This is a genomic window from Pseudomonas danubii (assembly GCF_042980055.1).
Lineage (GTDB): Bacteria > Pseudomonadota > Gammaproteobacteria > Pseudomonadales > Pseudomonadaceae > Aquipseudomonas > Aquipseudomonas danubii.
Map to the genome: position 1 here is coordinate 3,023,892 of NZ_CP116502.1, position 15,099 is coordinate 3,038,990.

A 15,099-nucleotide genomic window follows, 5' to 3' on the forward strand; every position below is an offset into this window, starting at 1 on the left:
TTCAGTCATGTTCAACGGCAAGTCGATTTTCATTTCCGGTGGCACCGGTTCGTTCGGGCGCAATTTCATTCGTCGTCTGCTGGAGCAGTATCAGCCCAAGCGGGTGGTGGTGTTTTCCCGTGACGAACTCAAACAGTATGAAATGCAGCAAACCTTCAATGCCCCTTGCATGCGTTATTTTCTCGGCGATGTGCGTGATGCCGAGCGTTTGCGCCAAGCCATGCGCGGCATCGACTATGTGATCCATGCTGCCGCCCTGAAGCAGGTGCCGGCTGCCGAGTACAACCCCACGGAATGCATTCGTACCAACGTCAATGGTGCGGAGAACATCATTGCCGCGGCCATCGACAACGGGGTGAAGAAGGTCGTGGCCTTGTCTACCGACAAGGCAGCGAGCCCGATCAACCTGTACGGCGCCACCAAACTGCTGTCGGACAAGCTGTTTGTGGCGGCGAACAATATTGCCGGTGAGCAGCCAACCCGGTTTGCCGTGGTGCGCTACGGCAATGTCGCCGGCTCCCGTGGTTCGGTCGTGCCGTTCTTCAGCAAGCTGATTGCCGAGGGCGCCAGGGAACTGCCGATCACCGATGAGCGCATGACGCGGTTCTGGATCACGCTGGATCACGGCGTGCAGTTTGTTCTGGACAGCTTTGCCCGTATGCATGGCGGTGAGGTCTTCGTGCCCAAGATTCCCTCGATTCGCATTGTCGACCTGGCGTCGGGCATGGCCTCTCATCTGCCGCAGAAACAGGTGGGCATCCGTCCTGGGGAGAAGCTCCATGAGTTGATGGTGCCTCTGGATGATGCGCGCATGACCCTGGAGTTTGCCGATCACTACACGATTCAACCGTCCATTCGCTTCACCAGTGTCAATGTCGATTTTGCCGTTGATGGGGTCGGGGAGAGGGGCGTTTCGGTCGCCGAGGATTTCGAGTACCGCTCCGATACCAATCCGCACTTTCTCTCGGTGGGGCAGATTGCTGAGTTGCATGACGGGATTTCGGCATGATTCCGTACGGCCGCCAGAGCGTGGATCAGGCGGATATTGATGCGGTTCTGGCCGTCTTGCAGTCCGACTGGCTGACTCAGGGACCCACCATAGATGCCTTTGAGCAGGCCGTGGCGGCCCGTTGCGAAGCAGCCTTTGGGGTGGCCGTCTGCAATGCCACGGCGGCCTTGCACATTGCTTGCCTGGCGGCCGGCCTGGGGCCAGGCGATTGGCTGTGGACCAGCCCCAACACTTTTCTGGCTTCGGCCAACTGCGGGCGTTATTGCGGCGCGGATGTGGATTTTGTCGATATCGATCCGCAGACCTGGAATCTTGATGTCGAGGCCTTGGCTGGCAAGCTGCAGGTTGCCCAGGCCATGGGGCGCCTGCCCAAGGTGGTGGTGGCGGTGGCTTTTTCCGGACAGAGCTGTGACATGCGCCAGTTGGCGGAACTGGCCGAGCGTTATGCCTTCACCGTGATCGAGGACGCCTCTCACGCGGTGGGTGCGCGCTATGCCGGCCGGCCCGTCGGGTGCGGCGAGTTTGCCGCCATGACCGTGTTCAGCTTTCATCCGGTGAAGATCATTACCAGTGCCGAGGGAGGGATGGTTCTGACCAATCGTCCTGAGTTGGCGGATCGTTTACGGCGCTTGCGTAGCCACGGCATGACCCGTGATCCGCAACAGATGAGTGAGGCCAGCCATGGTCCCTGGTATTACCAGCAAGTGGAGCTGGGCTTCAACTATCGAATGACCGATCTTCAGGCGGCGCTGGGCTTGTCACAGTTGAAAAAACTGGATGGCTTTGTACAGCGACGCCAGTACCTGGCAGCCCGATACCAGCAGCTGTTGCAGGACTTGCCGTTGACGCTGCCCAAGGCTCAGGCTGATGCGCAGTCGGCCTGGCACCTGTATGTGGTGCGCTTGCAGCTCGACGGATTGCAGCGCTCCCATCGGCAGGTCTTCGAGGGGCTGCGTGAGGCGGGAATCGGGGTCAATCTGCATTACATTCCGGTGCACCTGCAGCCCTATTACCAGGCATTGGGCTTCGCCCAGGGGGACTTTCCCGAGGCTGAGCACTATTACGCAGAAGCCATCAGCCTGCCGATTTATCCCGGGTTGAGTGACAGCGAGCAGGACTATGTTGTCCAGCAGGTGCGACGCTGGATTCAGGAGCCGTCAATATCGTGAGCGCAATCGCCATCATTCCTGCCCGAGGCGGCAGCAAGCGTATCGCGCGCAAGAACCTCAGGGCCTTTGATGGGGTGCCGATGCTCGCTCGCTCCATTGACAAGGCCTTGAGTTGCGGATTGTTCCAGCGAGTGGTGGTCAGCACCGACGATCCAGAGATCGCCGAACTGGCGCTCGCCTGTGGCGCCGAGGTGCCGTTTATTCGGCCACAGTCCCTGGCAGATGACTTCACCGGCACGGCAGCGGTGATTGTCCATGCCCTGCAGGCGTTGCAGGAGCAGGGGCAAGTGTTTGAGTACGCGTGTTGTATCTACGCCACCGCGCCCTTGCTGCAGGTGCGTTATCTGCGCCAGGGGCTGGAGACGCTGGTGCAGCACCCGGACAAGGCGTTCGCCTTCTCGGTGTGCAGCTTCGGCTTTCCCGTGCAGCGGGCGCTGACCCTCGATGAGCAGGGGGCGCTCAATGCCCTGTACCCGGAATTTCGCCAGAGCCGTTCCCAGGATCTGCCACCGGCCTATCAGGATGCCGGGCAGTTCTACTGGGGCAGGAGCCAGTCCTGGCTGGAGGGGGAGGTGCTGTTCTCGCCCCGCAGCCTGCCGGTGATCCTGCCCCGTCATCTGGTGCAGGACATCGATACCGAAGAGGACTGGCAGCGAGCTGAATACCTGTATGCCGCGCTGAAGGCCGCAGGAGAGCTGGAGTGAGGGTGCTGATCCGCGCCGACGCGTCGCCGGCCATCGGCAGTGGCCACGTGGCCCGCTGCCTGACCCTGGCCCAGGAACTGCGCCGTCAGGGTGCTGATGTGGCGTTCGCCTGTCGGCGTCTGCCCGGCCATCGCCTGGAGGCGCTGCGGGCCGAGGGCTTCCAGGCCTTTGAATTGCCGGAGTGCTACGTCGGCGAGCATCCAGAGCTGGGGATCGAGGCGCCTTTGCCCTGGCAGGCGGACATTGCCGCGCTGCAGCTGGCATTGGCCTCTCAGCCGGCCTTCGACTGGGTGCTGGTGGATCATTACGGCCTTGATCATCAATGGCAGAGCGCCGCTCGCCAATGGGCGCCGAGGATTGCCGCGATCGATGATCTGGCCAACCGCAAGCATGCCGTGGACCTGTTGCTGGACCAGAATTTCAGCGGCAGTGTCCAGGCTTATTCCGGATTGCACGATGCGTCGTGCCGGACCCTGTTCGGCCCGCACTACGCCTTGCTGCGCGAAGAGTTCCGCCGTCCACCGATATCGATCCGGCCACAGGCGCGGCGCTTGCTGGTGAACTTCGGCGGCTTCGATGCCGCCGGTCAGACCCACAAGGCCATGTTGGCACTGCTGGATTTTCACGATCTGCAGGTGGACTTCGTCGCCGGCAGCGGCAACCCGGACTGGCAGGCCATGCAGGCCCTGGCTGCCGAACGGCCGCACTGGCGACTGCACAGCTATGTGAAGGATTTCGCCGGGCTGTTGGTCGAGGCCGACCTGTGCCTGGGCGCGGGAGGCGGTACCAGCTGGGAGCGGGCGGTATTGGGCGTGCCTACGCTGTGCATCACCGTGGCCGCTAACCAGGAGGCCAATGCCCGGTTGCTGGCCGAGGCGGGTGCCCACTTGTACCTGGGGGCCTGTGAGCAGGTCAGCGTGGAGCAGGTGCGCCAGGCCCTGAGTCTGTTGCTGGGCAATCCGGGGCTGCGGCATAGCCTGTCTCGCCGGGCCCGCGAGCTGGTGGATGGTCGGGGCGTGCAGCGAGTGGCGGCGGCGTTGTTCACTGCGGTACTGCGCTTGCGTCCGGCGACTATGGAGGATGCCCGGCTACTGTTCGAGGGGCGCAATGCTGAGCCTGTCAGGCGTTGGTCCCAGCAGCCCGAGGCGCTTGAGTGGCCGGACCATGTGCGCTGGCTGGAGGCCGCTGTGAATGATCCGCAGCGGCTGTTGCTGATAGCGGAAATAGCCTCGGGGGCGGTAGGGGTGCTGCGCTATGACCGCCAAGGCATTCAGGCGGATGTGTCGATCTACCTGTTTGCCGAGCACCTGGGCTTGGGCTGGGGGCGGACGCTGCTGGAGCAGGGCGAGGCTTGGCTGATGCGCCATTGGCCCGATGTGCAGCGTCTGGGGGCTAGGGTGCTGGCAGAGAATCAGGTTTCGCTGACATTGTTTCGCCGGGCCGGCTATTGCCAGGCGCCCTGCGAATTCACCCGTGTGTTGAAGGAACATCTGGATGACTAGTTTCAAGATCGGCTCGCGCTGCGTGGGTGCGGGTGCGGCGCCGTTGATCATCGCCGAGATGAGCGGCAACCATAATCAGTCGCTGGATGTGGCCCTGCAGATTGTCGAGGCCGCAGCCAGGGCCGGTGCCCATGCCCTGAAGTTGCAGACCTACACCGCCGACACCATGACCCTGGACCTGGATCAGGGGGAGTTTTTCATCAAGGACCCGGACAGCCTGTGGGCCGGTTCATCGCTTTACGACCTGTACCAGCGTGCCCATACGCCATGGGAGTGGCACGAGCCGATCTTCGCTCGGGCACGTGAGTTGGGCATGCTGGCGTTTTCCACGCCGTTCGACGAGAGCGCGGTGGACTTTCTCGAGAGCCTCGACGTTCCGGCCTACAAGATCGCCAGTTTTGAAAACACCGATCTGCCGCTGATTCGCCGGGTCGCCGCCACCGGCAAGCCGCTGATCATTTCCACCGGCATGGCCAGCATCGCCGAGCTGGACGAAAGCGTGCAGGCCGCCAGGCAGGCCGGCTGCCGGGATCTGGTATTGCTCAAGTGCACCAGCACCTATCCGGCTTCGCCGGCCAACAGCAACCTGCTGACTATTCCTCATCTGCGGGAACTGTTCGGCTGTGAGGTGGGCTTGTCCGATCACAGCATGGGGGTTGGGGTCTCGGTGGCTGCTGTGGCCCTGGGCGCCACGGTGATCGAAAAGCACTTCACCCTGGACCGTTCGGCCGGTGGGGTCGACGCCAGTTTTTCCCTGGAGCCAGGGGAGTTGGCCAGCCTAGTGGTGGAAACCGAGCGGGCCTGGCAGGCCATGGGGCAAGTGCGCTATGGCGCTACTCAGGCCGAGAGCAAGTCGCTGATGTACCGTCGGTCGTTGTATGTCACTCGGGACATGCAGGCCGGGGAGCTGTTCAGTGCCGACAACGTGCGGGCAATCCGTCCCGGGCTGGGGCTGGCTCCCAAGCACTACGATGCGCTGCTCGGCCGTCGTGCGCGTCAGGCCCTCAAGCGCGGCACGGCACTGGACTGGGCGCTCATCGAATAGGCCTTTGTGTGGCTGATTCGGCAAAATAGCGTGACCTGTGAGTCATAACGTGCATCTTCACTGTATTGTATTGCCCGGGAAGATGGCGCCAGCCCTGCGTGACAGGACCCGTGATAGCCCTTGGTTCTTCCCGATGCCGTTGTGTTCGGCGCAAGTATCTGTGTTTCTTTCGGCAGCCCCTGCTCAGTGACTGAGCGGGGGTATTGAGCTGTTTATTATTGGGAAGCCGTAATGATTGGCATAAAAAGCATTGCGAGCTACGTGCCTGTAGCCGGCGTGGACAATTACGCACAAGGTGCAAAATTCGCCAAGGATGAAGATTTCATCCTGGGCAAGATCGGTTCTGCTTTTTTGCCGCGCAAAGACGACGGGCAAGAGACTTCCGATCTGTGTGTCGAAGCGGTCAATGCCCTGTTCGCCAGCAACCCGGAACTCAAGCGTGAAGCTATCGACGTATTGATCGTGGTCACCCAGAACGGTGACGAGGAGGGGCTGCCTCACACTGCCGCGATCGTTCAGGACAAGCTGGGTCTGCCGACCACAGTGGCGGCCTTCGATATTTCGCTGGGCTGTTCCGGGTATGTCTACGGTATCTATGCCATCAAGGGCTTCATGGAAGCTGCGGGCCTGAAGAACGGCCTGTTGGTCACCGCCGATCCTTATTCGAAGATCGTCGATCCTGAAGACCGCAACACCACCATGCTGTTCGGCGATGCCGCCACCGCCACCTGGCTGGGTGAGGGCGCTACCTGGCAGTTGGGCAAGGCCAAGTTCGGCACCGATGGCTCCGGTGCTCCGCACCTGAAAGTCAGCGACGGCGTGTTCTTCATGAATGGCCGCCAGGTGTTCAACTTCGCGCTGCTCAAGGTACCTGCCCACCTGCACGAGTTGCTGGCCGAGTCGGGCTTGCAGCCTGACGATATCGATGCCTTCTGCATTCACCAGGGCAGTGCCGCGATTGTCGACGCCGTGGCCCGGCGTTTCGAGGGCGATCCGGACAAGTTCATCAAGGACATGGTGGAAACCGGTAACACGGTTTCCTCGAGCATTCCGCTGCTGCTGGAAAAGCACATGTTCGACTCCAGCTGGAAGCGCGTGGCCTTGAGTGGTTTCGGCGTTGGCTTGTCCTGGGGGTCGGCGATTATCTATCGCTCCTGACGCTCAGCTTCCGGCGGCACACGTAGCGCTCAAGGTGTAATCTTGAGCGCTATTTTTTTGCGCGAGTGATAAGCGAGGCAGCATGAGCGACAGCTTGGAACACAATGCCCGGATCTTGGGCGAGCGCTGGCCGGTGCTGCTGGAGCGGCTGCAGGCTGAAGACAGTGGTGCGTTGCAGGCCGATCTGGTTGAGGGGCTGGGCTCGACCCTGAGCATTGCAGGTATTCAGCTCACCAGTCGTCATGATCGTACCCGTGAGGCGCATACCCAGGCCGCCAGCCTGCCTGAGGCGCCGGTCCTGCATCTGTACGGCTGTGGCTTGGGGGATCTGCAACTGGCGTTGCTCCAGCGGCCGGAGCTGAAGCGCTTGTACGTGCACATCCTCAATGGCGCGGTGTTCAGGCTGGTGCTGCAACTGCTTGATCAGCAGGACTGGCTGGCCGATCCGCGGGTCGAGTTGCTGTATGCCGGCGATCTGCCGGAGATTCAACTGCCGTTCTTTGCCCTGCCGGCCGAGTTGGTGCTGGCCGATGACTACAACGCGAAGATTCGTGATCGGCTGATCAGCGAGACCCATCTGTCCTTCAACAATCGTTTGTTTTCGGCCGATACGCCGGATATCGCCGCGCGCCTGGCTGCCATCGAGCCCTGGGTTCGGGCGGATCGAGATGTTGCCGAACTGTTTGATCTTCACCCTGGGCGCGAGGTGTTCGTGATCGCTACGGGGCCAAGTCTGGAACAGCATTACTCGGCATTGCGGGTCGTGGCCGGACAACCTGAGCGGCCGTTGTTGATCTGTGTGGATACGGCCTATCTGCCCCTGCTCAAGCAAGGCATCCGGGTGGACCTGGTGGTCAGTATCGATCAGCGAATCTCCACGCGGCACCTGCCGGGCCAGGGCAGTGAAGGCGTCGTCCTGGTCTATATGCCCCTGGCGGACCCGCTGGTTCTTGAAGGTTGGCAAGGGCCGCGGTATGTGGGCTATTCCTCCAGTCCGGTATTCCAGGCGTTGCGCCAGCGGTTGCCGCGGGCGCAGTTGCATGCCGGAGGCAGCGTGATTCATCCGGCCGTGGACCTCGCGGTGAAGATGGGAGGCAGGCGGATCACTCTGTTTGGTGCTGATTTCGCTTTTCCTCAGAATCGTACTCACGCCGGTTGGCAGGACGGTGATCTCGGGCCTCAGGCCGGCGTGGCCCGGCATTGGGTGATGGACGGTTACGGACAGCGGGTCAAGACTCAGCTCAACTTTCGCAGCTATCTGTGCGAGCTGGAGCGTTACATCGCGAGTCGGCCTGAAGTGGCGTTCTTCAATACCAGTCGCAGTGGCGCGATGATCCTGGGCACCACCTTCCATGGGGACTTTGTTCAATGACGCGACTTGAGCCTGTGTTTGATCGTGCGCGGGAAGTTGCCGATCTGTTCCGGCTGGGCCGGGATGTAGAAGCTGTAGGGGGCATGGTGGAGTTGTTCGAGCCCATACAGTTGTGGGTGGACAGTGCGCCGGTTTCGGTTCAGCAGGACTGGGCTCGGCTGCTGGGACTGATGCTGGCCTGTCAGGAAATGCAGAACTGGTTGGGTCTGGCTGATTATCTTGAATATGAAATGTTGGATTGGCTGCAGGTTGGGCTCGACGGTTGACGAGGTATCCCATCTGAGGGCTCAAAGTTGGTTTTTGCGTGGGTTTTCTGGCGTCATTTTTTCGCTTGTTGATGGGCTTAACCCCTTGTTTTCCAAGGGGTGGCAGGGTGATGGCAAATATTTTTGAAAAAGCCCTAAAGCAACTTGCATTGGCGACGATAACTATTACGAAGGTTCTCTAGGCCATTACCCGGCGGTTGCCAGGGCCGGAAGCCGCAGTACCCAACCAACGAGGAATTCGTCATGGCTTTAACAGTAAACACTAACGTCACGTCGTTGAACGTTCAGAAGAACCTGAACCGCGCTTCCGACGCTCTGTCGACTTCGATGACTCGCCTGTCTTCCGGCCTGAAAATCAACAGTGCAAAAGACGACGCCGCCGGCCTGCAGATCGCTACCCGTATGACTTCGCAGATCCGTGGTCAGACCATGGCGATCAAGAACGCCAACGACGGTATCTCCATCGCCCAGACCGCTGAAGGCGCGATGCAAGAATCCACCAACATCCTGCAGCGTATGCGTGAACTGGCTGTTCAGTCGCGAAACGACTCCAACGGTACTCAAGACCGTGTTGCTCTGAACAAAGAATTTGCTCAGATGTCGGACGAACTGACCCGTATCGCCAAGTCGACCAACCTGAACGGCAAGAACCTGATCGACGGTACTGCTGGCACCATGACCTTCCAGGTTGGTTCCAACACTGGCGCTACCAACCAGATCACCATCACTCTGGCCAGCGGCTTCGACGCTGCAACCCTGAGCGTGGGTTCCGCGACCATCGCCATTACCGGTACTGACAGCACCACTGCTGAAGCCAGCACCAAAGCTGCTATGGACGCTATCGACAAGGCGCTGCAGACCATCAACTCCAGCCGTGCCGACCTCGGTGCTGCCCAGAACCGTCTGACCAGCACCATCTCCAACCTGCAGAACATCAACGAAAACGCCAGTGCTGCACTGGGTCGCGTACAAGATACCGACTTCGCTGCTGAAACTGCCCAGCTGACCAAGCAGCAGACTCTGCAACAAGCTTCGACCGCAGTTCTGGCCCAGGCCAACCAACTGCCATCCGCTGTACTGAAACTGCTTCAGTAATAGCTGGCTAAGCTTTGGCGGGGGAGTGCGCTGGTCGTGCTCTCTCGCTTTTTTACTTTAAGAGGTGATGGACATGGATATGAGCGTGAAGCTGAACTTGTCTTATCCAGCGGCCAAGCCGGTGACGCCCGTTGCTGACAAGCCCGTGGAGAAGCCTCGAGAGGTGGTGCCTGCTGTGGTTGAGGCTGCCAGCCAGGACAGCAAGAAAGATGCTCAGACCGAGCAGGACAAGTTGAAGATGGCCGTTCAGGAAATCGAGAAATTCGTCCAGTCGGTCAAGCGCAATCTGGAGTTCTCGATCGACGAGCCCTCCGGCCAGGTTGTGGTCAAGGTGATTGCCAGTGATTCGGGTGAGGTGGTTCGTCAGATCCCCAACGAAGAAGTGCTGAGATTGGCCAATAGCTTGAATGACGCCAGCAGTCTGCTGTTCAGCGCGAAAGTCTGATAGCTGGCATGAAACTTGTTGCTGTGTTCTTTTGGACGTTGTAGTGGTCAAAAGACCGGCGGCACACTGAAGGGAGAAACACATGGCAAGTCCAATTCTACCGGGTACCGGTCTGGGTTCCGGCCTCGACACCGGTGCTATCGTCAAGGCGTTGGTTGCGGCTGATAAAGCGGCCAAGCAGGGTCAGATTGACCGTGCAACTGCCAGCAACAGTGCGAGCATTTCCGGTATCGGCACCTTGCAATCGCTGTTGTCGACTTTTCAGAGCACCCTCTCGGTCACAGGGCTTGGAAGTTCGGTCAATCCCTCCTTTGCCGGCTTTGCGGCGACCTCCAGCGACAACAAAACTGTGGATGCCACAGCCGACAACTATGCGGTAGCTGGCAAGTACACTGTTGAGGTGTCCAATCTTGCAACTTCGTCAAAAGTGGCCAGTAAGGCTTTTGCCGGAGGAAATACCAGTGCCATTCCGAGTGGTACGTTGAACATCACTCAAAATGGCATTAACTATCCGCTGACGATCGGCGCGAATGCGACATTGCAGTCGGTGCGTGACTCGATCAACGCCGACTCCAAGATGGCCATGTCCGGAATCAGTGCCAACATTGTGACTGACTCGTTCGGCTCGCGTCTGGTGATTGGCTCTGACAAGACCGGTGCGGGCTCTGATATTTCTGTCAGTGGTATCGCCGGGTTGGAAATTGACGGCACCCAATCTATGGGGGCAGGCGCCGCTGCATCGGGCAACATTGGTGGGCTGGCCAAGGATGCGGTTTTCAAAATCGATGGCATGCAACTGACCAGCAAGACCAATACCGTCACTCAGGCTGTTTCCGGCCTCAAGCTCAACTTGTTGGCCCCGACCCAGACCGATAAGCCGATCACTATCACTGTTGCGACCAATACAGAGGGTCTGAAAACTTCGATTCAGAAGTTTGTCGATGCCTATAACGCCGTGGCCAATGGTATTTCGACCTTGACCAAGCCCTCGCTGGACGACGACGGCAAGCTGACGGTCCCTGCTCAGTTGACCGGTGACGCTCTGCCTCGTTCGATTCTGGCGGCGATTCGTGCGCCGTTGTCGGAAGTGGGGGCGGGTGACAAGTTGACGGTACTGGCGCAGTTGGGGATTACCACCAACCAAAAGACTGGCGCCCTGGACTTCGACGATAAGAAGTTCACTGCCGCCATGACCGATAAAAAGCTCGGTGGCGAGGTGCAGAAGCTGTTTTCCGGCGATGGCACCAATCCGGGCCTGCTTGATCGCATGACTTCCGCTATCAAGCCGTTCACTCAGGGCGTAGGCAGTATGACCGAGGGGATTCTCACCACTCGGACCAAGACCCTGGATATCACCAAGAAAAAGCTCAGCGATCAGCAGGATGCTCTTGACCGTCGAGTGGCGACGCTGACCGCGGTACTGACCAAGAAGTACAACGACATGGATACTTTGGTGGGCAAGTTGAAGGCCACCGCCAGTAACATCACGTCGATGTTCGAAGCGTTGAACGCACAGAAAAAAGGCTAATATCCAGTCTGCGCCAAAAGCCCGGCAGCGTTTTTTCAGCGCTCCGGGCTTTTGCATTTGATCTAAAGTTTTTTGACGTTGCGTCGATACATTGCTTATACGAACCCTTGATTTTTGAAGAGGTATCACATGAATCCGATGTTAGCCCTTCGGCAGTACCAGAAGGTGGGTGCACAGGCACAGACCTCAGAAGCCAGTCCGCATCGTCTGGTACAGATGCTGATGGAAGGCGGCCTGGATCGTATTGCGCAGGCCAAGGGCGCGATGGAGCGCAAGGATGTCGCCAACAAGGGCGTGTTCATCGGCAAGGCCATTGGCATCATCGGTGGCTTGCGTGAGGGGCTGGACCTGGAAAACTCCATGGATACCCTGGGGGATCTGGACAGTCTTTATACCTACATGATGAAGCGTCTGGCTGAAGCCAATATCAAGACCGATCCGAAGATTCTCGATGAGGTCGCTGATCTGCTGCGTACGGTCAAGGAAGGCTGGGATGCCATCGCTGCACCGGGTCCGCAGTTCTAAGGAGGAACACCATGAGTGCTGTCCTGCAACGCATCGAAGAAACCCGCGAAGCCCTGGTTGGTGCCTTGGCTGAGCGCAACTGGCAAGCCATTGGCGAGTTGGATCTTGCCTGCCGTTCGTGCATGGAAGATGTGCTTGGTGAGGCTCAGGTTGACGAGGTCGCCTTGCGGGACAATCTGGAGGAGTTGCTGGGTGTTTACCGGCAGCTGCTTGAGGTGGCAACCGGTGAGCGTCAGGCAATAGTCGACGAGATGTCGCAGATCACCCAAGCACAGAACGCAGCAAAGGTTTACCATTTGTTCGGTTAATGTTGAGTTAATCCGAACGTTGCGCGCCATAAATTTGACTGTGCACGCATTTTTGACTTAACTAGTGGCTGTTTTCAGATTTCAGGCGTCTATAAGGCAGAAAATGCCTAAAGCGCGTCTAGCTTGCCCCTCATTCTGGGCATTGAGTTGACTAGGGAAGTTGCTATTGCATGTGGCGTGAAACCAAAATTCTGCTGATCGATGACGATAGCGTGCGCCGCCGCGACTTGGCGGTGATTTTAAATTTTCTCGGTGAAGAAAATTTACCCTGCGGTAGCCATGACTGGCAGCAGGCTGTCGGCTCTTTGTCGTCAAGTCGTGAAGTAATTTGCGTCCTCATCGGGACTGTAAATGCTCCTGGTGCGCTTTTGGGCCTGTTAAAGACACTCTCAACCTGGGATGAGTTCCTTCCGGTTTTGTTAATGGGCGAAAATTCTTCCATCGACTTGCCAGAAGACCAGCGTCGTCGAGTGCTTTCCACTCTGGAAATGCCTCCTAGCTACAGCAAGTTGCTTGACTCCCTGCACCGTGCCCAGGTCTATCGTGAAATGTACGATCAGGCCCGCGAGCGCGGTCGTCACCGCGAACCCAACCTGTTTCGCAGCCTGGTAGGCACCAGTCGTGCGATCCAGCACGTGCGGCAGATGATGCAGCAAGTGGCGGATACTGATGCCAGCGTGCTGATCCTTGGTGAGTCCGGGACCGGCAAGGAAGTGGTAGCTCGTAACCTGCACTACCACTCCAAGCGTCGTGACGCGCCATTCGTTCCGGTCAATTGCGGAGCCATTCCTGCAGAGTTGCTGGAAAGCGAGCTGTTCGGCCATGAGAAGGGCGCATTTACCGGGGCCATTACCAGTCGTGCTGGGCGCTTTGAGCTGGCCAACGGTGGCACCCTGTTCCTTGACGAAATCGGTGATATGCCGCTGCCAATGCAGGTCAAGCTGTTGCGGGTGCTGCAGGAGCGTACCTTCGAGCGCGTAGGTAGCAACAAGACCCAGGGTGTCGATGTGCGAATCATCGCAGCCACCCATAAAAACCTTGAAAGCATGATTGAAGTGGGCAGTTTCCGTGAGGATCTGTACTACCGCCTCAACGTGTTCCCCATCGAGATGGCGCCGTTGCGTGAGCGAGTGGAAGACATTCCGCTGCTGATGAACGAGTTGATCTCGCGCATGGAGCATGAGAAGCGCGGCTCGATCCGCTTCAACTCCGCGGCCATCATGTCCCTGTGCCGGCATGGCTGGCCGGGTAACGTCCGCGAACTGGCGAACCTGGTGGAGCGCATGGCGATCATGCATCCGTACGGCGTGATCGGTGTGGTCGAGCTGCCCAAGAAGTTTCGCTACGTCGATGATGAAGACGAGCAGTTGGTGGACAGCCTGCGCAGTGACCTGGAAGAGCGCGTGGCGATCAATGGCCATGCGCCGGACTTTGCTGCCACCGCCATGCTGCCGCCGGAAGGCCTGGATCTGAAGGATTACCTCGGTAGCCTGGAGCAGGGTCTGATCCAGCAAGCGCTGGACGATGCCAATGGCATTGTGGCTCGGGCCGCAGAACGCCTGCGCATTCGTCGCACCACCCTGGTGGAGAAGATGCGCAAGTACGGCATGAGTCGTCGTGAAGGTGATGAACAGGCGGATGATTGACGCCTGTTTTTCAAGTTGTTGAAAAAAGGGCGGTTTTTTTTAGGCACGGGTATTGCTAAGTCTCTTGCAACGTTCCGTTTAACTGACGGTCAGCCACGCGAGAAAGCACGATGCCCCAAGCCGCCCAGATGTCTCCTGCCCCTGATACTTCGGGGCAATCGTCGTCCGTAGAGCAGGCAAGCCGGCTGGGTCTTGAGCAGGCCTTCGCCTTGTTCAACCAGATGTCGAGCCAACTTACTGACTCTTACAGCATGCTTGAGGCTCGGGTGACTGAGCTCAAGGGCGAGTTGGCTGTGGTCAGTGCCCAGCGGATGCAGGAGCTGGCAGAAAAAGAGCGTCTGGCCAACCGTCTGCAAAACCTTCTCGACCTGTTGCCCGGTGGCGTCATCGTCATCGATGGCCAGGGTATCGTCAGCGAGGCCAACCCGGCGGCGTGTGATTTGCTGGGGCTGCCGCTGGAAGGGCAGTTGTGGCGCAACATCATCGCCCGCAGCTTTGCGCCCCGCGAGGATGATGGTCATGAAATATCCCTGCGCGATGGCCGGCGCCTATCGATCGCTACCCGCTCACTGGATGCCGAACCCGGGCAACTGGTGCTGCTTAACGATTTGACTGAAACCCGTCATCTGCAGGATCAACTGGCCCGTCACGAGCGCCTGTCCTCCCTGGGCAAGATGGTCGCTTCTCTGGCGCATCAGATTCGCACGCCGCTCTCGGCGGCCCTGTTGTATGCCAGTCACCTCACCGAGCATGAACTGCCAGTGGCCACTCATCAGCGTTTCGCTGGGCGCCTCAAGGAGCGACTGCACGAGCTGGAGCACCAGGTGCGCGACATGCTGGTGTTCGCTCGTGGTGAGCTGCCTCTCACTGATCGCCTGACTCCCAAGTCGCTGCTGCAATCACTGCAGGCCGCGGCCCTGACCCATGTCCAGGATGTTGCCGTGCGCTGGCAGTGCGACAGTCATCAGGGAGAGTTGCTGTGCAATCGCGACACCCTGGTGGGTGCCTTGCTCAACCTGATCGAAAATGCCGTGCAAGCCAGTGCCGGCGCGGCGCGGCTCAAGGTGCACCTGTACAGTCGTGGTGACACCTTGCGGCTGTGCATCAGTGACAGCGGCAGTGGCATCGATGCGGCGGTGCTGGAGCGTCTGGGAGAGCCGTTTTTCACCACCAAGGCCAATGGGACTGGGCTTGGTCTGACGGTGGTCAAGGCGGTGGCTCGTGCGCATCAGGGAGAATTGTCGCTGCGTTCCCGTCCTGGGCGTGGTACTTGTGCGCTGGTGACATTGCCTCTGTTCTCCAGTGCTCATGGAGTGGAGTGAAGGTA

Annotated in this window: 15 protein-coding genes; all 15 read left to right on the forward strand. The window is 59.2% G+C overall.

Annotated features, from left to right (window positions below):
- The first annotated feature begins 7 nt into the window (after positions 1-7).
- The 15 genes from pseB (at position 8) to PFZ56_RS14075 (ending at position 15,094) form a co-directional block, all read left to right on the forward strand.
- On the forward strand, positions 8-1,009 hold the full coding sequence (pseB, locus tag PFZ56_RS14005) for a UDP-N-acetylglucosamine 4,6-dehydratase (inverting) (RefSeq protein WP_170001278.1): 1,002 nt from the start codon (positions 8-10) through the stop codon (positions 1,007-1,009).
- Positions 1,006-2,178: a UDP-4-amino-4,6-dideoxy-N-acetyl-beta-L-altrosamine transaminase gene (gene pseC / locus PFZ56_RS14010; RefSeq protein ID WP_102878850.1), complete on the forward strand. Its 1,173-nt coding sequence runs from the start codon at positions 1,006-1,008 to the stop codon at positions 2,176-2,178. The genes pseB and pseC overlap by 4 nt, the downstream gene beginning before the upstream one ends.
- Entirely contained in the window at positions 2,175-2,882 is a 708-nt protein-coding gene (pseF, locus tag PFZ56_RS14015) for a pseudaminic acid cytidylyltransferase (protein ID WP_170001277.1), read from the forward strand. Before pseC ends, pseF begins: the two co-directional genes overlap by 4 nt.
- Positions 2,879-4,384: a UDP-2,4-diacetamido-2,4,6-trideoxy-beta-L-altropyranose hydrolase gene (pseG, locus tag PFZ56_RS14020; protein WP_170001276.1), complete on the forward strand. Its 1,506-nt coding sequence runs from the start codon at positions 2,879-2,881 to the stop codon at positions 4,382-4,384. The genes pseF and pseG overlap by 4 nt, the downstream gene beginning before the upstream one ends.
- The gene (gene pseI, locus PFZ56_RS14025; RefSeq protein WP_102864036.1) at positions 4,377-5,429 is read left to right on the forward strand and encodes a pseudaminic acid synthase; all 1,053 of its coding nucleotides are present in this window, start codon (positions 4,377-4,379) and stop codon (positions 5,427-5,429) included. Before pseG ends, pseI begins: the two co-directional genes overlap by 8 nt.
- 231 nt (positions 5,430-5,660) lie before the next feature.
- A complete protein-coding gene (locus tag PFZ56_RS14030) occupies positions 5,661-6,587 on the forward strand; it encodes a ketoacyl-ACP synthase III (protein WP_102864035.1) in 927 nt (308 codons plus the stop codon).
- A gap of 82 nt (positions 6,588-6,669) precedes the next feature.
- Positions 6,670-7,959 carry a motility associated factor glycosyltransferase family protein gene (locus PFZ56_RS14035; protein WP_296414959.1) on the forward strand — a complete coding sequence of 430 codons (1,290 nt, stop codon included), beginning with the start codon at positions 6,670-6,672 and terminating at the stop codon, positions 7,957-7,959.
- Positions 7,956-8,225, forward strand: a complete 270-nt coding sequence (locus tag PFZ56_RS14040; RefSeq protein ID WP_102878854.1) for a hypothetical protein — start codon at positions 7,956-7,958, stop codon at positions 8,223-8,225. The genes PFZ56_RS14035 and PFZ56_RS14040 overlap by 4 nt, the downstream gene beginning before the upstream one ends.
- Positions 8,226-8,468: 243 nt before the next feature.
- The gene (locus tag PFZ56_RS14045; protein ID WP_060838138.1) at positions 8,469-9,320 is read left to right on the forward strand and encodes a flagellin domain-containing protein; all 852 of its coding nucleotides are present in this window, start codon (positions 8,469-8,471) and stop codon (positions 9,318-9,320) included.
- A 73-nt stretch (positions 9,321-9,393) separates the two neighbouring features.
- Entirely contained in the window at positions 9,394-9,765 is a 372-nt protein-coding gene (locus tag PFZ56_RS14050; RefSeq protein WP_110595156.1) for a flagellar protein FlaG, read from the forward strand.
- Positions 9,766-9,847: 82 nt separating this feature from the next.
- On the forward strand, positions 9,848-11,293 hold the full coding sequence (fliD, locus tag PFZ56_RS14055; protein ID WP_102878856.1) for a flagellar filament capping protein FliD: 1,446 nt from the start codon (positions 9,848-9,850) through the stop codon (positions 11,291-11,293).
- 129 nt (positions 11,294-11,422) lie between these two features.
- Positions 11,423-11,818, forward strand: coding sequence for a flagellar export chaperone FliS (gene fliS / locus PFZ56_RS14060; protein WP_102878857.1), 396 nt, complete (start codon positions 11,423-11,425; stop codon positions 11,816-11,818).
- Positions 11,819-11,829: 11 nt separating this feature from the next.
- Positions 11,830-12,126 carry a flagellar protein FliT gene (locus PFZ56_RS14065; RefSeq protein ID WP_102864028.1) on the forward strand — a complete coding sequence of 99 codons (297 nt, stop codon included), beginning with the start codon at positions 11,830-11,832 and terminating at the stop codon, positions 12,124-12,126.
- A 170-nt stretch (positions 12,127-12,296) separates the two neighbouring features.
- Positions 12,297-13,772, forward strand: coding sequence for a sigma-54 dependent transcriptional regulator (locus PFZ56_RS14070; protein ID WP_011059970.1), 1,476 nt, complete (start codon positions 12,297-12,299; stop codon positions 13,770-13,772).
- Positions 13,773-13,900: 128 nt separating this feature from the next.
- On the forward strand, positions 13,901-15,094 hold the full coding sequence (locus PFZ56_RS14075) for a PAS domain-containing sensor histidine kinase (RefSeq protein ID WP_170001274.1): 1,194 nt from the start codon (positions 13,901-13,903) through the stop codon (positions 15,092-15,094).
- Positions 15,095-15,099 lie beyond the last annotated feature (5 nt).